Origin of the sequence: Burkholderia sp. AU15512 (assembly GCF_002223325.1) — a bacterium.
Lineage (GTDB): Bacteria > Pseudomonadota > Gammaproteobacteria > Burkholderiales > Burkholderiaceae > Burkholderia.
In genome coordinates this window covers 952,534-975,577 of sequence record NZ_NKEX01000003.1, presented here as the reverse complement: position 1 = coordinate 975,577, position 23,044 = coordinate 952,534, and the positions used below count along the sequence as shown (strand labels likewise).

The following is a 23,044-nucleotide window of genomic DNA, read 5'->3' as shown; positions in this document are numbered from 1 at the left end:
GCTATTGGACGAGTACGAAGATTCCCTACCCTCGGACGCCATTGTGGATTCGTTTGCGTGAAATCCTGATGTAAGCCGCTCGCGTGAAGCCACGTTCGTCCCCAGGAGACACCTCGATGCTGCCCGCCGCCGACCACTACGACGACCTGCTCTCCCGCTTCGCGTGGGACGTTCCGGCGCGTTACAACATCGGCGTGGACGTCTGCGACAAGTGGGCGGACGGCAGCGGACGCCTCGCGCTGATCCATGAAACCGCACGAGGCGACGTTTTCCGCATCACGTTCGACGACCTGAGGAATGCCTCTAACCGGCTCGCGAACAGCTTTGCGCGCGCCGGCCTTCGGCGCGGCGACCGGATCGGCATCTTTCTCGCGCAGGGCCCCGAAACGGCCGTCGCGCACCTCGCCGCGTACAAGCTCGGCGCCATTGCGGTGCCGCTCTTCACGCTGTTCGGCGTCGATGCGCTCGAATACCGGCTCGCGAACAGCGAGGCGGCTGCGCTCGTCACCGATGCGGCCGGCTACGCGAAAATCGCGCCGCTGCGCGCCCGGCTGCCCGCACTGCATACCGTCTACTGCATCGGCGACGATGCGCCCGATCAGCCCGATCAGCCCGATCAGCCCGATCAGCCCGATGAGCCCGATCAGCCGGGCGTGCTGCGCTACGACGCGGCGCTCGCCGCCGAAACACCCGACTTCGTGCCGGCCGATACGGCCGCCGACGATCCGGCGGTCATCATCTATACGTCCGGCACGACGGGCAAACCGAAAGGCGCGCTGCACGCGCATCGCGTGCTGCTGGGCCACCTGCCGGGCGTCGAGATGTCGCAGCAGTGTTTCCCGCGCGACGCGGGCCTGTTCTGGACGCCCGCTGACTGGGCATGGATCGGCGGCCTGCTCGACGTGCTGCTGCCGTCATGGCATCACGGCGTGCCCGTGCTTGCGCGCCGCTTCGAGAAATTCGACGGCGACGCGGCGTTCGCGCTGATGGCGCGGCACGGTGTCACCCACGCATTCCTGCCGCCCACCGCGCTGAAGCTGATGCGCACCGTCGCGGCACCGCGCGAACGCTACGCGCTGTCGCTGAAATCCGTCGCGAGCGGCGGGGAATCGCTCGGCACCGAGCTGACGGCCTGGGGGCGCGACGCGCTCGGCGTGACGATCAACGAGTTCTACGGGCAGACCGAGTGCAACATGGTGCTGTCGTCGTGCGCCGCGCTGTTCGATGCGCAGCCCGGCGCGATCGGCAAGGCGGTGCCCGGCCATGCGGTCGCGATCGTCGACGCGGACGGCACGCCGCTGCCGCCCGGCGTCGAAGGGCGCATCGCGGTGCGCCGCCCCGACCCGGTGATGTTCCTCGAATACTGGCGCAACGCCGACGCGACGCGCGACAAATTCGCCGGCGACTACCTACTCACTGGCGACACCGGCACGATCGACGCCGACGGCTTCGTGCGCTTCGTCGGCCGCGACGACGACGTGATCACGAGCGCCGGCTACCCGATCGGCCCGGGCCCGATCGAGGACTGCCTGCTCACGCATCCGGCGGTGCGGATGGCGGCCGTCGTCGGCGTGCCCGACGCGACGCGCACCGAGATCGTCAAGGCGTTCGTGGTGCTGAATCCCGGCCACACCGGCGACGAGGCGCTCGTGCAGGCGCTGCAGGCACATGTGCGCACGCGCCTCGCCGCGCACGAGTATCCGCGCGCGATCGCGTTCGTCGACAGCCTGCCGATGACCGCGACCGGCAAGATCGTGCGCCGCGCGCTGCGCGACGCGTAGGCTGGCCGCCCCCGTGCCGCCGGCCCGGCCGGATGGTTTATAGTGGCGCCACCACGCAGTCTTTCCTAGAAAACGATGTCCTCTGATCACCACTCCGACGCGGGCGCGTCGCACAGCCCGCTCTACGCCAAACTCCTCGGCGAAACTGCCAAGATCGACTGGTGCGATCTCGAACGCTTCTTTGCGCAGGGCAAGCTGCTGTCCGTCGCACGCGACCTCGATCTCGTCAGCGTCGCGGAAGCCGTTGCCGACGACGATGCCGAGCAGGTCACGCGCTGGCTGTCGTCGGGCCTCGTCGCGCGCATGCCGGCCGAAACCGCTGCCGATTACGCGGCGCGCAACCCGGAGCTGTGGGCGGTCGTCGTCTCGCCTTGGGTCTGCGTGCAGGAACGCGCCTGACGCGTCCGCCATGTCCGAAGCCGCGTTACCGCACGGGGCCGGCACGGCCGCCGTCACGCACCGGCGTGTCCTCGCGCTCGCGTTCCCGATCGTCCTCGCGAACCTGACCCAGCCGATCCTCGGTGCCGTCGACACGGCCGTCGCGGGCCACCTCGACGGCACGCAGTACCTGGGCGGCGTCGCGCTCGGCGGGCTGTTCTTCAATTTCGTGTTCTGGGGGTTCGGTTTCCTGCGGATGGGGACGACGGGCCTCGTCGCGCAGGCGCATGGCGCCGGCGACGCCGCCGGGATCCGCCTGACCCTGCTGCGCGCGTTGATCGTCGCGTTCGCACTCGGCGCCGCGGTACTGGCGCTGCAGGTGCCGCTGCTGTCATGTGCGCTGTCCGCGCTCGGCGGCAGCGATGCCGTCCGCACCACGGCGCTTGCCTACAGCCACGCGCGAATCTGGAGCGCCCCGTTCGCGCTCGCGAACTACGTCGTGCTCGGCTACCTGCTCGGCATGCAGCGCGTGCGGCTCGCGCTCGTCGCGCAGGTGTTCATCAATGCGGTGAACATCGGCGCCGTGCTGCTCTACGTGTATGGCTTCGGCTGGGGTATCGCCGGCATCGGCGCCGCGACGGCCACCGCGGACGCATGCGGTTTCGCGCTCGGCGCATGGATGCTGTGGCGGCTGCGGCCGCGCGGCCTTGCGCCGATCGCGGTACGTGCACTCGCCGACCGCGTCGCGCTCAAGCGGCTGATCGTGCTCAATCGCGACATCTTCCTGCGCACGCTGTGCCTGCTCGGCGCATTCGGCTGGTTCGCGCACCTCGGTGCAAAACAGGGCGATGCGACGCTCGCGGCAAACGCGCTGCTGCTGAATTTCCAGACGTTCATGGCGTACGGCCTCGACGGCTTCGCGCATGCGGCCGAAGCGCTCGTCGGGGCTGCGGCCGGCGCACGCGACCGCCGCGCTTTCCGGCAGGCCGTACGCGTCACGCTGTTCTGGTCGGCGCTCGGCGCGCTGCTGTTCGCACTCGTGTACTGGGCCGCCGGCGGCTGGATCGTCGCGCGCCTGACCGACCAGGCCGAGATCCGCGAAATGGCGCTGCGCTACCTGCCGTGGGCCGCGCTTTCTCCGATCGTGTCGGTCTGGGGGTTCCTGCTCGACGGCGTGTTCATCGGCGCCACGCAGACGCAATCGCTGATGCGTGCGATGGTCGCGTCGTTCTCGATCTTCGTCGTGGCCACGCTCGCCGCCGTCGGCACGTTCGGCAATCACGGCCTCTGGTTCGCGCTGCTGCTGTTCATGGCCGCACGCGGCGCGACGCTGGCGCGCTCCCTGCCGGCGCTGTTGCGGCACATCGGCGCCGACGCGCCCGCGGCCCGCGCCTGACGGCGGGCCGACCCGGCCGTTATTGCGTGGGTTTCGGCGGCGGCGCGTCGAGCATCGACGGCGGCGTCATGTCGGTGGGCACGCCGTGATAGTCGGCCGGATCTTCCGGCGGATGGCCGCGACGGGCCTGATGCGGATCGCTGGTGCAGCCGGCGAGCAAAGATGCGGCCAGCACGGCCAGCATGAAACGGTTCATCGGGTAGGGCTCCGGAAAGCGGCGCGCCCATCGCACGCCGGGACCGCGCCGAGTCTAGCGGAAATCTCGGTTCGGAGTCGCGCCGCGCATGTCCTACTATGTACGCATGGCGCTGTGCCGTGGAAAGGAGGCTGCCATGTCGTCTGAAGAAATTGCCGGCCTGATCGGGCTGTTCGTCGGTCTGATGGTGCTCGTCGCCCTGTCGTTCTTCGAGTCGCGCGAATACAAGCGCAGCCATGAAGGCGAAGGGATGATCCACCACTGGATGGCCGAACACCACCTGCTCGACTGGCGGCGCAAGCATTAAGCGCGCCGCTGGCGTCCGGCTCATACCCGGGCCGTTCACGAACGTGCCGCGCCCCGGCACGCGGTGGAGTGCATATCGCCGGAATTAACAGGGTCCGGTTCACACACGTTGATCAGATGGACAAACGCCGTCGCGCGGCGCGTGCCACGCGACGGCGTTCGCTTGCGCGCGCCCGGGCGAGCGGGCGCGACGCGATTCCGACGGCTCAGCCCAGGAAGTGGCGGGCGTAGCGCGCGTTGATGTCGGACAGGCGGAACAGCGTCAGGAAATCCGCGCAGTTGAAGTCGGGATCCCAGGCCGGCGCACCGCAGATCTTCGCGCCGAGACGCAGGTAACCCTTGATCAGCGGCGGCGGCGCCACGACGGTGCCCGTCTGCAGTTCGTCGACCGGCAGGGCCGTGTGCGGGAACGCGCGATATTCCGGCGCCGTCAGCGAGCCTGCCGACAGCGACTGGTACAGATTCGCCGCGTAGTGGCCGCCGTCGGCCATCGACACGCTCGCGCAGCCGAGCATCGTCTCGTAGCCGTTCTGCATCATGTACGCGCCAAGGCCGCCCCACAGCGCCATGATGACGGCGCCGCTGCGGTAGTCGCTGTGCACGCACGAGCGGCCGACCTCGACCATCTTGCCGCGCAGATGCGTGAGGCGCGACAGGTCGAATTCGCCTTCGGCGTACAGGCGGCCGACACGCGCCGCCTGGTGCGGCGGCAGCACGCGATACGTACCGACGACCTTCAGGGTGTCGAGATCGCGAACCAGCAGGTGGTCGCAGTACGCATCGAACGGATCGACGTCGAGACCGGAGGGGCCGCTGACCTGCGCGCCCATCTCTTCGGCGAACACGCTATAACGCAGGCGCTGGGCTTCGCGCAATTCGTCTTCGGTACGCGCCCACGCGGCGCGCAGGCGATACTCCGATGTGACGGTTTCAGCAGCGCGCGGCAGGTGGCGCCGCGACGTGTCGAGGGGCAGCGAGGCAAAAGGGAGCGTAGGCGTCGGCAGTTCTCGCATTAGGCTTTCCTGGTCGTAAGGAATAGGGCGACATGCCCGCCAATGTAGTAATCGGCCGTGACCGTTATGTGGCACGACCGTGTCCTTTCAATGACGTGTCGCCGAATTGACTTTAGCAGAAAGCTTGCGAAACCGTATGATCAATCCCTTCAAAGCTCTTCAGGCGGGCCTCACAGCAGGTCGGGCGTCAATACCGCACGCAATACGGCCTGCCGGCTGCCGTCACGCGTGCGGCTCGCCAGCCACACGATTCCGCCCTTCTTGACGCTCCAGCTGTCGTCGCCGCCGGCGATCAGCTGCGCGGCAACGCTGCCGAGCGTCGGCTGGTGACCGACGATCACGACCGTCGGCGCGATGCCCTCCGGCCAGCCGGCCGCCGCCAGCACGTCGTCGACGCCGCCGCCCGGCGCGAGCGTGTCGACCGTCCGGTACTGGTCGGTCAGCGCCTCGACCGTCTGCACGGTGCGGGCCGCCGGGCTCGCGAGGATCACGGCGTTCGTCTCGAGCCGGCCACGCAGCCATTTGGCCATCGCCTGCGCGTCCTTGCGGCCCCGGACGGTCAACTGACGCGCGAGATCGCTCGTCGCGTAGTCTTCGGCTTCGGCGTGGCGCCACAGGATCAGGTTCATCATGATGTTCTCCTTGCTTCGGCGAGCGGGCCGCCGATGATCGGGCGAATTGTCGCAAATTGCGGGCGTTTGCCGCCGCGGCATTTGCCCGCATATAGGGATTGACCGGATCGGATATTCAACGATACAATCTTTGGCTCGTCGGAGCGTAGCGCAGCCTGGTAGCGCATCTGATTTGGGATCAGAGGGTCGTAGGTTCGAATCCTATCGCTCCGACCAAGGAATCAAGGGGTTACGGTTAATACCGTAGCCCCTTTTCCGTTTCTGGGCCCTTCAAGCGTCAACCGGGATTCCCGGTTCGCAGCGCCTCGATTCATTGTAGGGATCAATTGGGGCATCGACGCTACAACGATCCACGCTGCCCCCGGCAGCCGTATTTCGAAGGCCGGCACAAAGCAAATGGCTGACGACCTTGCGCTTTCAATGCAGGAAAGGATCGAGCGTCAGCCTGTCCGGCCCGTCGAATCACCGACGGCATACGGGCCAACGCGCCATCCGCAGCCCGCATACGGCACTTGCCGGAACACGCGATAATGCGCGTGGACAACCCCGCCTTCGCGCATGAAAAACAACATTCTGAAGACCGCCCTCTGCGCATCGCTGCTCGCGCTCGCGACTGCCGGCACCGCGTCGGCCAAGGCACTCGACGACGCACTCGACTGCCACTCGACCGGCCACAAATTCGTCGCGCCGCTGCTCGCCGCCGGCGACATCCAGTCGGAGCCGATGCATGTCGAATCGAACTCGGTCAATGCATTCCGCACGAGCCACGCGCTGACGGCGTACGGCTTCGGCGTCTACGTCGTGCTCGGATACCAGGCGAACGATCCGATCTTCCGCCCGGGCGACGGCACGCCGATCGGCGACTGGGCCTATGGCGTCGTGGTGCGGGGCACGAAAAGCGCGGTGGAAGAAGCCGTGCGCAAGGCCGGCAGTGACGCGACCGTCAAGCAGGCGTTTCCGTTCCTGACTGCGATCGTCTGCTCGTCGGACTGAGCGGCCGCCACGACGATCACGCGGCAAGCCTGAAGGGCGCCAAGCCTGCCTGCTGCCCGGCCCCTCCCAGCCCCGCTGTCGACCTCGCTGCGGCCAGTTACGCGCCGGTATACACCACGCGATACGGGATACCGACCTTCTCCCACTCGGCCGCCTCCTGGCTGAGGCTGTAGTCGGTCAACGGGTTCTGCTCGACCCACGCGCTCGGCAGGCGCACTTCATACCCGCCCTTCTTCATCTGCGAAACGGAAATGTCCGGCAGCCCGGCATCGGTCCGGCGCCGGCACAGCAGCGCCGCGAGCCGCAGGCAGAACAGCAGCGGCCACTCGACCTCGCGCGCCTGCGACAGCTTGCCGAGCTTGCCCGCGTGACCGAGCACGAGCGCGGCGAGGCGCGCCTGGTCGGTGCGCGAAAAACCCGGCATGTCCGCGTTGCTCGCGATATACGCCGAGTGCTTGTGATACGCGCTGTGCGAGATCGACAAACCGATCTCGTGCAACGCGGCCGCCCAGCCGAGGAACATCCGCCCTTCCTCGCGCGCTTCTTCGTCGGCTTCCTCGAGTTCGTCGTAGAAGCGCCCCGCCAGCGCGCCGATCCGCTCGGCCTGCGCACGATCGACACCGTAGCGGCGCGTGAAGCCCTCGACGGTCACCGCACGCATGTCCTCGTGCTGCGTCCGGCCGAGCAGGTCGTACAGCACACCGAGGCGCAATGCGCCATCGGTCGTATCGACGTAGTCGACACCGAGTTCCTCGAACACTGCGAGCATGATCGCGAGGCCGCCCGCGAGCACCGGCACGCGATCGGGCTTCAGCGCGATCAGCTTCAGCCGGTTGACGTTCTCCGACTTGATCAGCGCACGCTTGAGCCGCTCGAGGCCGCCGCGCGAAATGCCGTGCGTGATGCCCGGATCGTTGAAGCCGTTCGCCTCGACGAGTTCCGCGAGCGCACGCGCGGTGCCCGACGAGCCGATCGCCTGGTCCCAGCCGGCCTTCTTGTACTCGCTCGATATGATCTGGATCTCGCGCTTGGCCGCGAGCTCGGCCTGCCGCATCGTGTATTCGTCGACGTTGCCGGCCGGGAAGAAGGTGCGGCTGTGGCTCACGCAGCCGATGTAGAGGCTCTCCATCACGATCGGCGTGTAGTGCGAGCCGATGATGAATTCGGTGGAGCCGCCGCCGATATCGACGACGAGCCGCTTGCCCGCGCTCGCCGGCACCGAGTGCGCGGCGCCCGCGTAGATCAGCCGCGCTTCTTCGCGGCCCGCGATCACTTCGATCGGGAAACCCAGTGCCGCTTCGGCTTCGCCGAGAAATTCGGCCGCGTTCTTCGCGACACGCAGCGTGTTGGTCGCCACCGCGCGCACGTGATCGGGATGGAAATCGCGCAGGCGCTCGCCGAACCGCTTGAGCGCTTCCCAGCCACGCTCCTGCGACGCGCGATCGAGCATCTTGTCGCTCGACAGGCCCGCGGCCAGCCGGACGGGCTCGCGCAGCGCGTCGACGGGATAGATCTGGCTGCCCGCCGGCGTTTCCTCGACACGACCGACGATCAGCCGGAAGCTGTTCGAGCCGAGATCCACGGCAGCCAGCAAGTGGGGGGTTGTAACCATCAGAAGGGGCTCCGTGCGCGTTCGCCCGCGGCGGCCGGTGCGGCAACCGCGGACGATCAATCAAAGGCGACATTTTAAGCGTGGAACGCTTGCCATTGCCACGCTTCACGGGCATGCATCCTGCTCGATTGCATATAGCCGAAACATTTATGAGACGAAACGGTTACAGCGTAGAATTTCCCGATATAAATACATCATTGTCATTCGCACGTCATCGTACCGTGAGAGTTTCCGAGCGTCCTTTCGAATCATCGCCTGAATCACCCCCTACTCTGCCGATGTCCGTCCGTTACCCGCTTCTCAATCGTGAACTCGGCATCCTCGGTTTCAACGAGCGCGTGCTGGCCCAGGCAGCTGATCCGCAAGTCCCGTTGCTCGAGCGCCTCCGCTTCATCTGCATCACCAGCAGCAACCTCGACGAATTCTTCGAAGTCCGGATGGCCGGCCTGCAGGAGCAGATCCGCGACAACCCCGGCGCACTGACGCCCGACGGCATGTCGTTACAACATGCTTACGATCTCGTCGTCGAACGCGCGCAGCGGCTCGTCCATCGACAGTACACGATGCTGCACGAAACCGTGCTGCCCGCGCTCGAACAGGAAGGCATCTACTTCCACGCAAGCGACACGTGGAACGACGAGCAGCTCGAATGGGCGCGGCACTACTTCCTCGACGAGCTGTTGCCGGTGCTGACGCCGATCGGCCTCGATCCCGCGCATCCGTTCCCGCGCGTGCTGAACAAGAGCCTGAATTTCGTCGTCGAGCTCGAAGGCCGCGACGCGTTCGGACGCCAGGCCGTGATGGGCATCGTGCAGGCGCCGCGCGCGCTGCCGCGCGTCGTGCGCATGCCGCACGCGCTGTCGGGCTTCGAGCACGGCTTCGTGCTGCTGAGCTCGTTCATGCAGCGCTTCGTCGGCGAGCTCTTCCCGCAACTGACGGTGAAGAGCTGCAACCAGTTCCGCATCACGCGCAACAGCGAGCTGTTCGTCGACGAAGACGAAATCACGAACCTGCGCGTCGCGCTGCAGGGTGAACTGCCCGCGCGCCACCTCGGCAATGCAGTGCGCCTCGAAGTGTCGGCCGACTCGCCGCCGCACATCGTGCGCCGCCTGCTCGTGGAAAGCGAACTCGGCGAGAAGGACTGCTATCGCGTGGCCGGTTCGGTGAACCTCGTGCGGCTGATGCAGATTCCCGATCTCGTCGACCGTCCCGACCTGAAGTTCACGCCGTTCACCGCGTCGACCCCGTCCGCGATCACGAACGCGCCGACGATGTTCGACGCGATCGACAACGGCGACATCCTGCTGCACCACCCGTACGAAAGCTTCCAGCCGGTGCTCGAACTGCTGCAGCAGGCCGCGAGGGATCCGAGCGTCGTCGCGATCAAGCAGACGATCTACCGCACCGGCACCGATTCGCCGCTGATGGACGCGCTGATGGAAGCCGCGCGCAACGGCAAGGAAGTGACCGTCGTCGTCGAACTGCTCGCGCGCTTCGACGAGGAAACCAACATCAACTGGGCGTCGCAGCTCGAAGCCGTCGGCGCGCATGTCGTGTACGGCGTGGTCGGCCACAAGTGCCACGCGAAGATGATGCTGATCGTGCGGCGCGTCGTGCAGGCCGGCAAGGCGTCGCTGCGCCGCTACGTGCACCTCGGCACCGGCAACTACCATCCGCGCACGGCACGCCTCTACACCGATTTCGGGCTGATGACGGCCGACCAGAAGATCTGCGAGGACGTCCATCACGTGTTCCAGCAACTGACCGGCATCGGCGGCGAACTCACGCTGCACGAGCTGTGGCAGTCGCCGTTCACGCTGCATCCGCGCATCATCGATTCGATCCGAGCGGAGATCGACAATGCACGCGCCGGCAAGCGCGCACGCGTCGTCGCGAAGATGAACGCGCTGCTGGAGCCGACGGTGATCGCCGCGCTGTACGAAGCGTCGCAGGCCGGCGTCAAGGTCGACCTGATCGTGCGCGGTGTCTGCGCGCTGAAACCCGGCGTGCCGGGGCTGTCGGAAAACATCACCGTGCGCTCGATCGTCGGCCGCTTCCTCGAGCACCACCGGATCTACTACTTCCACGCGAACGGCGCCGAGGAGGTCTATCTGTCGAGCGCGGACTGGATGGACCGCAACCTGTTCCGCCGCGTCGAAGTCGCGTTCCCGATCCGCGATCGCAAGCTCAAGCGGCGCGTGATCGCCGAGGGCCTGTCGGTGTGCCTCGGCGACAACCAGTCGGCGTGGCAGATGCACAGCGACGGCCACTACCGCCGCCGCCGCGCCGGCAAGACGATCCGCAACGCGCAACTCGGGTTGCTCGCGAAGTTCTGCTCCTGAAGAATCGGCCGTGCGGCTCAAGTCGCGCGCCGCGTCGCTCCCAATAAAAAACGCAGCCGACTGGCTGCGTTTTTTATTGCGGAGCCGGCATAACATCGCTCACCGAACGAGCGACGGCTGCCGTTACGCGATCATGCCTCGTAAGCGGCCGGCCGGATCGCGATGATGCGCGAGCCCGGGAAGCGCGCGGTGAACGTACTGCCGCGCCCTTCCTCGCTCTGCACGTACAGGTGCGCGTCATGCCGCTGCAGCACGTGCTTGACGATCGCAAGGCCGAGCCCCGTGCCGCCGGTGTCGCGCGAACGGCTGCGGTCGACGCGGTAGAAGCGCTCGGTGAGCCTCGGCAGGTCGGCGGCCGGAATCCCGAAGCCGCTGTCCGTCACGGAAAACACACCCTGCGCGCCTTCGCGCCGCCACGTCACGACGATCTTGCCGCCTTCCGGCGTATAGCGGATCGCGTTGGTGACCAGATTCGCGAACGCGCTGAACAGCTCCGTCTGCGCGCCGGTGACGCCGAGCGTCTCGTCGATCGAGAACGCGATGTCGTGATGCCCGTTCGACAGCGTCTGCGCGTCCTCCTTCAGATGGTCGAACACGGCCCGCATGTCGATCGCGCGATCGAGCGGCGGCTTGCTCTCGCCCTCCAGCTTCGCGAGCACCAGCAGGTCGGTCACGATGTGCCGCATCCGCGAAGCCTGCTGCTCCATCATGTCGAGATAGCGCGCGCGATCCTCCTCGTTCAGCGGCAGCTCGCGCATCGTCTCGAGGAACCCCGACAGCACGGTGAGCGGCGTCTTCAACTCGTGCGATACGTTCGCGACGAAGTCGCGCCGCATCGCATCGGTCCGCTCGAGCTCGGTGATGTCCTGCGTGAGCAGCAGCTTGCGATTCTCGCCGTACGGAAACACCTGCACTTCCAGCACGTTCTGACGCGACTCGCCCATGCCGCGCATCACGAGCGTCTCCTCGTAATGCTGCGCGTTCAGGTAGCGGACGAACTCCGGATGGCGAACCAGGTTGGTGATGTGCTGGCGCAGGTCGCGCTTCGCGTCGAGGCCGAAATGGACCTCGGCGATCGCGTTGCACCACTCGATCTGGTCGTGATCGTCGAGCATCGCGACGCCGTTCGGCGACGCCTGGATCGCCTGGATGAAGCGCGAATGCTGCTGCTCGACCTGCCGCACCTGCGCATGCCACTGCTTCGCGAGTTTGTGCAGGCGATAGTAGATCTCGCCCCAGATGCCCGGCGCGCTCGGCACCTCGCCGTAGACCGGTGCATCGAGCAGCCGCCACAGACGCTGCGTATGAAAGGTGCTGAAAAAGCCTTGCGCGACCAGCATCACGACCACGAACACGAGGCCCGCGGTCGGGCCGGCGAAGACGCCGACCAATACGCCGATCAGCACGAGCAGCACGAGCGACACCAGAAAGCGCGCCCAGATGATGTTCATGATTCAGCGCCCGAAAGAATGAACGGCATGCCGTGGCACACGGCATGCGTGGATACGTTACGCGTGCTTGGCGAGCCGGTAGCCGCTGCCGCGCACGGTCTCGATCATCGCATCGCAGCCGGCCGGTTTCAAGGCCGCGCGCAATCGTTTGATGTGCACGTCGACGGTGCGCTCCTCGACGAATACATGGTCGCCCCACACCTGGTCGAGCAGTTGCGTGCGGCTGTGCACGCGCTCCGGATGCGTCATGAAGAAATGCAGCAGGCGGAACTCGGTCGGGCCGAGATCGAGCTTGATCTCGCTGCCTTCCGCATGCGCGGCGACGCGATGCGTGGCCGGGTCGAGGCGCAGCCCGTTGATCGACACGACGTCCTCGGTCAGCTGCGGCGCGCGACGGCGCAGCACGGCCTTGATCCGCGCCATCAGCTCCTTCGGCGAGAACGGCTTCGTCACGTAGTCGTCCGCGCCGATTTCGAGGCCGAGCACCTTGTCCTGCTCATCGCCACGTGCAGTCAGCATGATGATCGGGATGTGCTTGGTCCGTTCGTTGTTGCGCAGGTCGCGCGCGAACGCAATACCGGACTTGCCCGGCAGCATCCAGTCGAGCAGCACGAGATCGGGCAGCACGTCGCTGATCAGGTTCTGCGCCTGTTCGGCGTTGTACGCCCGAATCGGGCAGTGACCGGCGTGCTGGAGATTCACCGAGATCAGTTCGGAAATCGCGGGCTCATCTTCAACGACGAGAATGTTGCTGGGCATCGGCACCTCTGTTCTTCCTTACGGAGTCGATTAACTGTTGGCTTCGCGATCGAGCGTGTCGCGCGGCTGGTGCCGCACGTCGGTGCCCTTCACGATGTAGATGATGAATTCGGCGATGTTCTTCGCGTGGTCGCCGATCCGCTCGATCGCCTTCGCGATGAACAGGTACTCGAGGCCCACCGAAATCGTGCGCGGATCTTCCTGCATGTACGACACGAGCTTGCGCACGAACGCACGGAATTCCTGGTCGATTTCCTTGTCGTCCTTGACGATCTGCGCGGCGGCCACCGTATCGAGACGCGCGAACGCGTCGAGCGCGCGGCGCAGGATCGTCACGGCCATCTCGCCCGACACCTTGATCTCGGCGATGTTGACCGTGCGCGCGGCCGGCTCGTCGACCAGGCGGCGCACGCGCTTCGCGATCTTCTCGGCCTCGTCGCCTGCGCGCTCGAGGTTCGTAATCGTTTTCGAAATCGACATCAAAAGGCGCAGGTCACGCGCGGCAGGCTGTCTCCGCGCGATGATGTTGCCGCACTCCTGGTCGATGTCGACTTCCATCGTGTTCAGGACTTCTTCGTTCGCGATCACCTTCTCGGCCGCATCGCGATCGAATTCGTTCAGCGCGTGCATCGCGCCGACGATCTGCGACTCGACGAGCCCGCCCATTTCCAGCACTTTCGACGACACCGCGTTGAGATCGGCGTCGAACTGGCTCGACAGATGTTTATCCGACATGGCTGTTGTTCTCCGTCATCAGCCGAAGCGGCCGGTGATGTAGTCTTCCGTTTCCTTGCGCACCGGCTTGATGAAGATCTTTTCGGTCTCGCCGAACTCGATCAGCTCGCCCAGGTACATGTAGGCCGTGAAATCCGAGCAGCGTGCGGCCTGCTGCATGTTGTGCGTGACGATCACGACCGTGTAGTCGCTCTTGAGCTCCGCGATCAGCTCTTCGATGCGGCCCGTCGAGATCGGGTCGAGCGCCGAGCACGGTTCGTCGAGCAGCAGCACTTCCGGACGGATCGCGATGCCGCGCGCGATGCACAGACGCTGCTGCTGGCCGCCCGAGAGGCCGTAGCCGCTCTGGCTCAGCTTGTCCTTCACTTCGTTCCACAGCGCGGCCTTCGTGAGCGCCCACTCGACGCGATCGTCCATTTCCGAGCGCGTGAGCTTTTCGAACATCTTCACGCCGAACGCGATGTTGTCGTAGATCGACATCGGGAACGGGGTCGGCTTCTGGAACACCATGCCGATCCGCGCGCGCAGCAGCGAGATGTCGCGCTTCGTCGTCAGCAGGTTCTCGCCGTCCATCAGGATTTCGCCTTCGGCGCGCTGCTCCGGATAGAGCGCGAACATCTTGTTGAACGTGCGCAGCAGCGTCGACTTGCCGCAGCCCGACGGGCCGATGAACGCCGTCACCTTCCCTTCGGGAATGCTCAGGTTGATGTTTTTCAGCGCGTGGAACTTGTTGTAGAAGAAGTTGAGGTTGTTGACCTCGATCTTCGCGTTCAGCGGCTCGAGCGGACGGCCGTGCGCCGCGTCGTGCGTGCCGGCGGGCGCAGCGGTGCGCTCGACGGGATTCAGGTGGCTTTCTGCCATATTCATCGGATTGCTCCGCCGTTACTTTTTCGAGAAGATCGAGCGCGCCAGGATGTTGAGTCCAAGCACCCCCAGCGTGATCAGGAACACGCCCGCCCAGGCGAGCGACTGCCATTCCGCGAACGGGCTCATCGCGAACTTGTAGATCGTGACGGGCAGGTTCGCCATCGGCTGGCTCATGTCGACCGAGAAGAACTGGTTCGACAGCGCGGTGAACAGCAGCGGCGCCGTTTCGCCGGCGATCCGCGCGACGGCGAGCAGCACGCCCGTGATGATCCCGCCGACCGACGCGCGCAGCGTGATCTTCAGCACCATGCGCCACTTCGGCGTGCCGAGTGCGAAGGCCGCTTCGCGCAGCGCGTTCGGCACGAGCTTCAGCATGTTCTCGGTCGTGCGGATCACGATCGGAATCTGCAGCAGCGCGAGCGCGATCACGCCGGCCCAGCCCGAGAAGCGCCCCGACTTTGCAACGACGATCGCGTACACGAACAGGCCGATGACGATCGACGGCGCGGACAGCAGAATGTCGTTGATGAAGCGGATCGTGCTCGCCAGCAGGTTCTTCTGGCCGTATTCGGCGAGATAGACGCCCGCCAGGATGCCGATCGGCGTGCCGACCAGCGTGCCGAAACCGCACAGCAGCAAGCTGCCGACGATCGCGTTCGCGAGACCGCCGCCTTCCGTGTTCGGTGCCGGCGTCGATTCCGTAAACAGTTGCAGCGACAGGCCGCCGACGCCGAGATGCACCGTCGTGTAGAGAATCCACACGAGCCACAAGAGGCCGAATGCCATCGCACCGAGCGACGCGGTGAGCGCGATCGCGTTGACGGCCTTGCGCTTGCGCTGCAGGCGGTTGCGCATCGCGTCGAGCACGGCGCCGTCCGGACCCGGGAAATTCATGATGGGCTCGCTCATTTCTTGCCCTCTCCCTTCTCGAGACGAAGCAGCAGCAGTTTGGAGATGGACAGCACGATGAACGTGATCACGAACAGGATCAGGCCCAGTTCCATCAGCGCGGACGTATGCAGGCCCGGTTGCGCTTCCGCGAATTCGTTCGCAAGCGCCGACGTAATGCTGTTGCCCGGCGCGAACAGAGAAATGCTGTCGAGCAGGTTCGTATTGCCGATCACGAAAGTCACGGCCATCGTCTCGCCGAGCGCGCGGCCGAGGCCGAGCATCACGCCGCCGATCACGCCGGTCTTCGTGTAGGGCAGCACGACCTTCCACATCACTTCCCACGTCGTGCAGCCGATCCCGTACGCCGATTCCTTCAGCAGCACGGGCGTGACTTCGAACACGTCACGCATCACCGATGCGATGTACGGGATGATCATGATCGCGAGGATCACGCCGGCGGCCAGGATGCCGATACCGATCGGCGGGCCGGCGGTCAGCGGGCCGAGCACCCACACGTCCTTGAACAGGCGGCCGATCGGCTTCTGGAAATACTCCGCGAAGATCGGCGCGAACACGAGCAGGCCCCACATGCCGTACACGATCGACGGAATCGCGGCGAGCAGCTCGATCGCGATGCCGAGCGGGCGGCGCAGCCACACGGGCGACAGCTCGGTGAGGAACAGGGCGATGCCGAAGCTGACCGGCACCGCGATGACGAGCGCGATGACCGACGTCACGATCGTGCCGTAGATCGGCACGAGCGCGCCGTAGATGTCCGAGTTGGGATCCCACTCGGATTGCCACAGGAAGCCGAGGCCGAACTTCTGGATGGTCGGCATCGACGCGATGATCAGGGAAACGATGATCCCGCCGAGCAGCAGCAGGGTCACGATCGCGGCAAGCCGTGCAAGACCGCCGAACACGACATCCCCGAGGCGGCTCGGCGCGCGTTGCTGCGCAACGTCGGCGGACCGTGAGGACGTATAGGAAATATCAGACATGGGTGCCTGCTTTTGATTGCCGGGCGCCGTAACGCCCGGCTTTACCGCACACACTGCCCGACCGGCACGGCCGGGCAGCGAACCGCTGCAATGCTTACTCGGCGGCGACCGGCTTGCCCGAAGCGTCCGTCACCTTGACCTTCCACTGCTTGCGGATTTCCGCTTCGACTGCCGGCGGCAGCGAGATGTAGTCGAGGCTGTCAGCAGCCTTCTCGCCGTTCTTGAACGCCCAGCTGAAGAACTTCAGCGTTTCCACGCCCTGCTCCGGCTTGTCCTGCTTCGCGTGCAGCAGCACGAACGTCGCGCCGACGACCGGCCATGCTTCCTTGCCCGGCTGGTTCGTCAGGATCTGGTAGAACGACTTCGACCAGTTCGCGCCGGCAGCAGCGGCCTTGAACGTTTCCGTCTTCGGCTCGACCACCGTGCCCGTCGAGTTCTTCAGAGCCGTGTAGACCATGTTGTTCTTCTTCGCGTACGCCCATTCGACGTAGCCGACCGCGCCCGGCAGGCGTTGCACGAACGCTGCGACGCCGTCGTTGCCCTTGCCGCCCGTGCCCGTCGGCCAGTTGACCGTCGTGCCTTCGCCGACCTTCGACTTCCACTCGTCGTTGACCTTCGACAGGTAGTTCGTCCAGATGAAGCTCGTGCCCGAGCCGTCAGCGCGGCGAACCACGGCGATGTCCGTGTCCGGCAGCTTGACCTTCGGGTTCAGCGCGGCGATCGCCGGGTCGTTCCACTTCTTGATCTTGCCGAGGTAGATGTCGCCGAGCACCGGGCCCGACAGCGTCAGTTCACCCGGCTTCACGCCCGGCACGTTGATGACCGGCACCACGCCGCCGACCACCGTCGGGAACTGGAACAGGCCTTCCTTCGCGAGCTCTTCATCCTTCAGCGGAGCGTCCGAGCCGGCAAAATCGACCGTCTTCGCGACGATCTGCTTCAGGCCGCCCGACGAGCCGATACCTTGATAGTTGACCTTCGCGCCGCCGGTCTGCTGGTAGTCAGCAGCCCATTTCGTATAGATCGGCATCGCGAACGTGCTGCCTGCGCCCGTGATGTCGGCAGCGTGGGCGGCGACGGCGAAAAGCGCGCCAGCCAGGCCGGCAATCGCGGTTTGCATCAATTTCATGAGACCTCCAGTGTGTGAGCGGATGACTACGGCACCGCGAAGGTTAGGGGCTCCTCATGACGGTAATGTGACAATCGATGAAACTGGCGTGACAGTAACATGACTGGTTGAAAGGGAGTATCGGGTGCGGCGGAGACGGCGCCCGGGCGGCGCCTGAACGGCGGCGGCGGCAAGAATTGCCCGCCTGGAAGGGACGGGAGACGTCCCGTTTTACATCGGTGCGAGCGGATCGTAGCGCGGTGTCTGCGTCCGGGAAAGCCCCCGCTTGGGGCTGGCCCGATATTAGGGGTCCGACGATTTTTCGCCCCTGGATTGCGGGGGCGACGCGCCCGTCTCTTTATCGGTATCGCAAACCTTTGCGTCCGACGAAATCACGGCGCCCCGAAGGCGCCGTGTACGGATTCACCGGAACACCGGCGCGCAGGTGTTTGACCTGACACGCCGGGCCCGCGCGTCAGGTCGTCGCCGCGCGCACCGCGTCGGCGATCGTCTCCGCATGGCGCACCGCGTCGGCCGCCTGCTGTGCTTCGACCATCACGCGCAGCACGGGCTCCGTGCCCGATGCGCGGATCAGCACGCGGCCGCTGCCGGCGAGCGCGGCTTCGGCTGCGTCGATCGCGGCGCGAATCGACGTGCTGCCCTTCCAGTCGGCACCCGGCTTCATCCGCACGTTGATCAGCTTCTGCGGGAACAGCGTGACGCCGTCGAGCATCTGCGCGAGGGTCCTGCCGCTGCGCTTCAACGCGGCCAGCACGAGCAGCGCAGACACGATGCCGTCGCCGGTCGAGTGACGATCGAGCGACAGGATGTGGCCCGAGCCTTCCGCGCCGAGCTGCCAGCCGTGTTCGCGCAGCTGCTCGAGCACGTAGCGATCGCCGACCGCCGCGCGGACGAACTTCACGCCCTCGCGCTGCAGCGCGACTTCGACCGCGAGGTTCGTCATCAGCGTGCCGACCGCGCCTTCGACCTTGCCGTCGGTCGCGATCCGGTCCTTCACGAGCACGTAGAGCAGCTCGTCGCCGTTGTACAGGCGACCGGCGGCATCGACCACTTGCAGGCGGTCGGCATCGCCGTCGAGCGCAATGCCGAGATCGGCGTGGTTCGCACGCACCGCGCGCACCAGCGCGTCCGGCGCGGTCGCACCGACACCATCGTTGATGTTGAAGCCGTTCGGCGCGACACCGATCGGAATCACGTCCGCCCCGAGCTCGTGGAACACGTGCGGCGCGATCTGGTACGCGGCGCCGTGCGCGCAGTCGATCACGAGCTTCAGCCCGCGCAGGTTGAATGCGGCAGGGAACGTGCTCTTGCAGAACTCGATGTAGCGGCCGGCCGCGTCGTCAAGGCGGCGCGCCTTGCCGAGACCGTCGGACGATGCGCACTCGAGCGGCTTGTCGAGCCACGCTTCGATCGCGGCTTCGGTGTCGTCCGGCAGCTTGTTGCCGTCGGCGGAGAAAAACTTGATCCCGTTGTCGTGATAGGGGTTGTGCGATGCGCTGATCACGACGCCCGCCGACAGGCGCAGCGCGCGCGTCAGGTACGCGACGCCCGGCGTCGGCATCGGGCCGGCCAGCATCACGTCGACGCCGGCCGCCGAGAACCCGGCCTCGAGCGCGGCTTCGAGCATGTAGCCGGATACGCGCGTGTCCTTGCCGATCAACACGGTCGGGCGCGAGCCTGCCGCGACATCGGCCGAGCTGGCCAGTACCTTGCCGGCTGCGTAACCGAGACGCAACACGAAATCCGGCGTGATGGGCGCCTCGCCCACCGTGCCGCGAATGCCGTCCGTGCCGAAATATCGACGTCCCATGGTGAATCTTCCTCCTTCGTCTTCTGCTTTATCGTTGCCGCGCGGCTTCGCGCACGGCATTCAAGATCTTCAGCGCGTCGACCGTTGCCGCGACGTCGTGCACGCGCACGATCGCCGCCCCACGCTCGACCGCGCACACCGCGGCCGCCACGCTCGCCGCGACGCGCTCCATCGGCGGCTTGCCGCCGATCACCGCGCCGAGCATCGACTTGCGCGACATGCCCGCGAGTATCGGATACGCACGGCCGTCGGGCCGCAAGGGTGCCGTGTCCGGCAACGCGGCCAGCAACGCATAGTTGTCGTCGACGACCGCCTTGCCGAATCCGAAACCGGGATCGACGCAGATCCGCTCCGACGCAATCCCCGCATCGCGCAGCGCCTGCGCGCGCTCGGCGAGAAAATCGCGCACGTCGGTCACGACGTCGCCGTAATCGGGTTCGCCGACCTGCATCGTCTGTGGCTCACCCAGCATGTGCATCGCGCACAGCCCGCAGTTGCCGTCGCGCACCGCGTCGATCGCGCCCGGCTGGCGGAACCCCCAGATATCGTTGATCAGGTCGGCGCCGGCGGCCAGCGCGGCACGCATCACGGCCGGCTTGTAGGTATCGATCGACAGCGGCACGTTCAGCGGCCGCAGCGCTTCGACGAGCGGGATCACGCGTGCGAGTTCCTCGTCGAGCGGCACGGGCGGCGCGCCGGGACGCGTCGATTCGCCGCCGATATCGAGAAGGTCGACGCCTTCGGCAATCATCCGCTCGGCCTGGCGCAGCGCATCGTCGCGCGCGAGGAAGCGGCCGCCGTCGGAGAACGAATCGGGCGTGGCGTTGAGGATGCCCATCACGAGCGGGCGTTCGAACGTCAGTTCGAAGCGGCCGCACCGGAGCGGCGCGGGAATGAATGGGGAAACAGCGGAATCGGACACGAGCAACTGGCGTGAATGAATGCAAAACGGGCCGGTGTGAAGCCACACCAGCCCGTGAACGGCGCTAAAGCGGAGATTATGCCGCCGGCGAAGCAGGCGCCGGCGCGTTGGCAGGCTTCACCTCGGCGCTGCTGCCACCACCCGACGAATCGCCGCCGACAGCCGGCGAGCTCTTCGGGGAGCGCGGCGGACGGCCTTCCATGATGTCGTTGATCTGATCGGCATCGATCGTCTCCCACTCCATCAGCGCGGCGGTCATCGCTTCGACCTTGTCGCGGTTCTCTTCGAGCAGGCGGCGCGCAAGGCCGTACTGTTCGTCGAGCACACGGCGGATTTCCGAATCGACCTTCTGCTGCGTCGCTTCCGAGATCGTGCGCGTGAAGCCGCGGCCGAACGGCGATGCATCGTTCTCGTCGTCGACGTAGACCATCGGCCCGAGCGCGTCGGTCATGCCGAAACGAGCCACCATCGCACGCGCCGTCTGCGTTGCCTTGTTGAAGTCGTCCGATGCGCCGGTGCTGACCAGGTTCATGAACAGCTCTTCCGCCACCCGGCCACCGAACAGGATCGCAAGGCGGTCCATCAGGTAGTCCTTCGAGTACGTTTCGTTGTCATGCTCCGGCAACTGCCACGTGACACCCAGTGCGCGACCGCGCGGGATGATCGTGACCTTGTGCACGGGGTCCGCCTTCGGCAGCAGCTTCGCGATCACCGCGTGGCCCGACTCGTGATAAGCGGTCGCACGCTTCGCTTCTTCGCGGATCACGGCCGACTTGCGCTCCGGACCCATGAAGATCTTGTCCTTCGCGTCTTCGAAATCCTGCATCTCGACGATGCGCTTGCCGCGACGTGCGGCGAACAGCGCCGCCTCGTTCACGAGGTTCGCGAGATCGGCACCCGAGAAACCCGGCGTGCCGCGTGCGATGACCGCCGCATCGACGTCGTTCGCGATCGGCACCTTGCGCAGGTGCACGCGCATGATCTGTTCGCGGCCGCGGATATCCGGCAGACCGACGTAGACCTGGCGGTCGAAACGGCCCGGACGCAGCAGCGCCTTGTCGAGCACGTCGGAACGGTTGGTGGCGGCGATCACGATCACGCCCGAGTTCGCCTCGAAGCCGTCCATCTCGACGAGCATCTGGTTCAGCGTCTGCTCGCGCTCGTCGTTACCGCCGCCCATGCCGGCGCCGCGATGACGGCCGACCGCGTCGATTTCGTCGATGAACACGATACACGGTGCATGCTTCTTCGCCTGCTCGAACATGTCGCGCACACGCGCCGCGCCGACACCGACGAACATTTCGACGAAGTCCGAACCCGAGATGCTGAAGAACGGCACCTTCGCTTCACCCGCGATCGCGCGGGCCAGCAGCGTCTTGCCGGTACCGGGAGGGCCGACCAGCAGCACGCCGCGCGGAATGCGGCCGCCCAGCTTCTGGAATTTCTGCGGATCACGCAGGAAGTCGACGAGCTCGGACACTTCTTCCTTCGCTTCGTCGCAGCCCGCGACGTCGGAGAAGTTCACCGCATTGTTGTTCTCGTCGATCAGCCGCGCGCGCGATTTCCCGAACGAGAATGCGCCGCCTTTGCCGCCCCCCTGCATCTGCCTCATCATGTAGAACCAGAACACGATGATCAGGATCGTCGGCCCGAGGTAGTACAGCGCGGACATCAGCGCGTTCGGCTCGTCGTCGGCCTTGCCGCTGACCTGCACGCCGTACTTCATCAGATCGCCAACCATCCAGATGTCGCCGGGCGACACGATCTGGTATTTCTGGCCATCAGCCGGAGTGACGGTGAGGTTGCGCCCCTGAACGATGACGTTCTTGACCTTGCCGTTCTTGGCGTCGTCCATGAACTGCGAATAGGACACGCCTTCCTGGACGCGGGGCTTGTCGAACTGCTTGAACACCGTAAACAGCACCAGTGCGATCACCAGCCACACCGCTGCCTTCGAAAACATATTGTTGTTCAAAGCACCACTCCTTCACTCGTAGACGAGCGCCTACATTTTCCTTGCGGCGCCCCTCGGTCATTCTAATCCAGTCCGACCACCCTCGCCATAAGCATTGACAACCGCCGCGATAGCGCTTCGCTTGTCTGGCAAGGGCCGGAGCCCGTTTGCGGCACCTCGCTGCGCGTCAGCGCGGACGTTTCAGATGCCGACCCAAAATGAACGTTTCGGACGATTTGTCGCGGGACGCCTTCGGCTTGCGCGGCGCGACGGTCTTAAACTGCTGTTTGAATTTCTCGACGATCTGGCTGTAGCCGCTGCCGTGAAAGCATTTCACGAGCAGCGCACCATCCGGCTTCAGATGATTCTGCGCAAATTCGAGCGCCAGATCGCACAGATGCTCGATGCGCGCCGCGTCTGCCGAGGCCACGCCAGAGAGGTTGGGGGCCATGTCGGAAATAACAAGGTCCACCGCGCGCCCTTCGAGCACTTCTTCGAGCTGATGAAGGACTTCGTCCTCCCGGAAGTCGCCCTGCAGGAAGTGGACGTCGGCGATCGGCTCCATCGGCAGGATGTCGAGCGCCACGATCGTGCCGTCGATGCCGCCTTCGCGTTCCGCGTCACGCTTCTTGCCCTGCGCGAGCTTGTTGCGGGCATACTGGCTCCAGCTGCCCGGCGTCGCGCCGAGGTCGACGATCACCTGGCCCGGACGGATCAGCTTGTCCTGCTCGTCGATTTCCTTCAGCTTGTACGCGGCGCGCGCGCGATAGCCCTCCCGCTGCGCCATTTTGACGTAGGGGTCGTTGATGTGGTCGTGCAGCCAGTGCTGGTTGAAGCGGTTTTTTGCCATTCGAGAGAGAGATTGCTGCTATTGCT

General features: G+C 65.7%; 21 protein-coding genes and 1 tRNA gene. 7 read left to right on the top strand and 15 right to left on the bottom strand.

What is annotated here, in order from left to right; genetic code table 11:
* Positions 1–116 precede the first annotated feature (116 nt).
* The 3 genes from CFB43_RS07240 (at position 117) to CFB43_RS07230 (ending at position 3,555) form a co-directional block, all read left to right on the top strand.
* Positions 117–1,781 carry an AMP-binding protein gene (locus CFB43_RS07240; RefSeq protein WP_089494581.1) on the top strand — a complete coding sequence of 555 codons (1,665 nt, stop codon included), beginning with the start codon at positions 117–119 and terminating at the stop codon, positions 1,779–1,781.
* A gap of 75 nt (positions 1,782–1,856) precedes the next feature.
* Positions 1,857–2,180: a DUF2288 domain-containing protein gene (locus tag CFB43_RS07235; protein WP_043182308.1), complete on the top strand. Its 324-nt coding sequence runs from the start codon at positions 1,857–1,859 to the stop codon at positions 2,178–2,180.
* 10 nt (positions 2,181–2,190) lie between these two features.
* Positions 2,191–3,555, top strand: coding sequence for an MATE family efflux transporter (locus tag CFB43_RS07230; protein ID WP_089494580.1), 1,365 nt, complete (start codon positions 2,191–2,193; stop codon positions 3,553–3,555).
* A 19-nt stretch (positions 3,556–3,574) separates the two neighbouring features.
* Here the strand turns inward: CFB43_RS07230 and CFB43_RS38355 are convergent, their stop codons facing one another.
* Positions 3,575–3,751 (bottom strand): hypothetical protein, encoded by a 177-nt coding sequence (locus CFB43_RS38355; RefSeq protein ID WP_089439761.1) that lies wholly within the window; start codon positions 3,749–3,751, stop codon positions 3,575–3,577.
* Between the two features lie 136 nt (positions 3,752–3,887).
* Here CFB43_RS38355 and CFB43_RS07220 point away from each other — a divergent pair, with 136 nt between their 5' ends.
* Positions 3,888–4,058, top strand: coding sequence for a hypothetical protein (locus tag CFB43_RS07220; protein ID WP_011351621.1), 171 nt, complete (start codon positions 3,888–3,890; stop codon positions 4,056–4,058).
* 205 nt (positions 4,059–4,263) lie between these two features.
* On the opposite strand, the gene CFB43_RS07215 is transcribed toward CFB43_RS07220, so the two are convergent.
* Positions 4,264–5,070, bottom strand: a complete 807-nt coding sequence (locus CFB43_RS07215) for a GNAT family N-acetyltransferase (protein ID WP_011351620.1) — start codon at positions 5,068–5,070, stop codon at positions 4,264–4,266.
* A gap of 170 nt (positions 5,071–5,240) precedes the next feature.
* Positions 5,241–5,702, bottom strand: a complete 462-nt coding sequence (gene sixA, locus CFB43_RS07210) for a phosphohistidine phosphatase SixA (RefSeq protein ID WP_089461378.1) — start codon at positions 5,700–5,702, stop codon at positions 5,241–5,243.
* A gap of 139 nt (positions 5,703–5,841) precedes the next feature.
* On the opposite strand from sixA, the gene CFB43_RS07205 reads away from it, so the two are divergent.
* Both CFB43_RS07205 and CFB43_RS07200 read left to right on the top strand, forming a co-directional pair.
* Positions 5,842–5,918: transfer RNA gene (locus CFB43_RS07205), tRNA-Pro, on the top strand.
* 342 nt (positions 5,919–6,260) lie between these two features.
* The gene (locus CFB43_RS07200) at positions 6,261–6,695 is read left to right on the top strand and encodes a hypothetical protein (protein WP_089425010.1); all 435 of its coding nucleotides are present in this window, start codon (positions 6,261–6,263) and stop codon (positions 6,693–6,695) included.
* Positions 6,696–6,792: 97 nt separating this feature from the next.
* Here the strand turns inward: CFB43_RS07200 and ppx are convergent, their stop codons facing one another.
* Positions 6,793–8,307 carry an exopolyphosphatase gene (gene ppx / locus CFB43_RS07195; protein WP_089455972.1) on the bottom strand — a complete coding sequence of 505 codons (1,515 nt, stop codon included), beginning with the start codon at positions 8,305–8,307 and terminating at the stop codon, positions 6,793–6,795.
* A 278-nt stretch (positions 8,308–8,585) separates the two neighbouring features.
* Between ppx and ppk1 the strand changes: the two genes are divergently transcribed.
* Positions 8,586–10,649 carry a polyphosphate kinase 1 gene (gene ppk1, locus CFB43_RS07190; protein WP_089494579.1) on the top strand — a complete coding sequence of 688 codons (2,064 nt, stop codon included), beginning with the start codon at positions 8,586–8,588 and terminating at the stop codon, positions 10,647–10,649.
* A 131-nt stretch (positions 10,650–10,780) separates the two neighbouring features.
* Here the strand turns inward: ppk1 and phoR are convergent, their stop codons facing one another.
* From phoR to CFB43_RS07130, 11 genes are all read right to left on the bottom strand, one after another.
* Positions 10,781–12,100, bottom strand: a complete 1,320-nt coding sequence (gene phoR, locus CFB43_RS07185; protein ID WP_089460775.1) for a phosphate regulon sensor histidine kinase PhoR — start codon at positions 12,098–12,100, stop codon at positions 10,781–10,783.
* Positions 12,101–12,157: 57 nt separating this feature from the next.
* Positions 12,158–12,859 (bottom strand): phosphate regulon transcriptional regulator PhoB, encoded by a 702-nt coding sequence (phoB, locus tag CFB43_RS07180; protein WP_027787869.1) that lies wholly within the window; start codon positions 12,857–12,859, stop codon positions 12,158–12,160.
* 30 nt (positions 12,860–12,889) lie between these two features.
* Positions 12,890–13,594, bottom strand: a complete 705-nt coding sequence (gene phoU, locus CFB43_RS07175; protein WP_089425007.1) for a phosphate signaling complex protein PhoU — start codon at positions 13,592–13,594, stop codon at positions 12,890–12,892.
* An 18-nt stretch (positions 13,595–13,612) separates the two neighbouring features.
* Positions 13,613–14,461, bottom strand: coding sequence for a phosphate ABC transporter ATP-binding protein PstB (gene pstB, locus CFB43_RS07170; protein ID WP_089425006.1), 849 nt, complete (start codon positions 14,459–14,461; stop codon positions 13,613–13,615).
* 15 nt (positions 14,462–14,476) lie between these two features.
* Entirely contained in the window at positions 14,477–15,370 is an 894-nt protein-coding gene (gene pstA, locus CFB43_RS07165; protein ID WP_089460774.1) for a phosphate ABC transporter permease PstA, read from the bottom strand.
* Entirely contained in the window at positions 15,367–16,353 is a 987-nt protein-coding gene (gene pstC / locus CFB43_RS07160) for a phosphate ABC transporter permease PstC (protein WP_089494578.1), read from the bottom strand. The genes pstA and pstC overlap by 4 nt, the downstream gene beginning before the upstream one ends.
* Before the next feature lie 94 nt (positions 16,354–16,447).
* On the bottom strand, positions 16,448–17,482 hold the full coding sequence (gene pstS, locus CFB43_RS07155; protein ID WP_089455968.1) for a phosphate ABC transporter substrate-binding protein PstS: 1,035 nt from the start codon (positions 17,480–17,482) through the stop codon (positions 16,448–16,450).
* Between the two features lie 454 nt (positions 17,483–17,936).
* Complete coding sequence (gene glmM, locus CFB43_RS07145) at positions 17,937–19,292, bottom strand: phosphoglucosamine mutase (protein WP_089494577.1); 1,356 nt, start codon at positions 19,290–19,292, stop codon at positions 17,937–17,939.
* A 28-nt stretch (positions 19,293–19,320) separates the two neighbouring features.
* Positions 19,321–20,214 carry a dihydropteroate synthase gene (gene folP, locus CFB43_RS07140; protein ID WP_441299735.1) on the bottom strand — a complete coding sequence of 298 codons (894 nt, stop codon included), beginning with the start codon at positions 20,212–20,214 and terminating at the stop codon, positions 19,321–19,323.
* Between the two features lie 76 nt (positions 20,215–20,290).
* The gene (gene ftsH / locus CFB43_RS07135) at positions 20,291–22,189 is read right to left on the bottom strand and encodes an ATP-dependent zinc metalloprotease FtsH (RefSeq protein WP_039347669.1); all 1,899 of its coding nucleotides are present in this window, start codon (positions 22,187–22,189) and stop codon (positions 20,291–20,293) included.
* A 166-nt stretch (positions 22,190–22,355) separates the two neighbouring features.
* On the bottom strand, positions 22,356–23,018 hold the full coding sequence (locus CFB43_RS07130) for an RlmE family RNA methyltransferase (protein WP_046545366.1): 663 nt from the start codon (positions 23,016–23,018) through the stop codon (positions 22,356–22,358).
* Between the last annotated feature and the right edge of the window lie 26 nt (positions 23,019–23,044).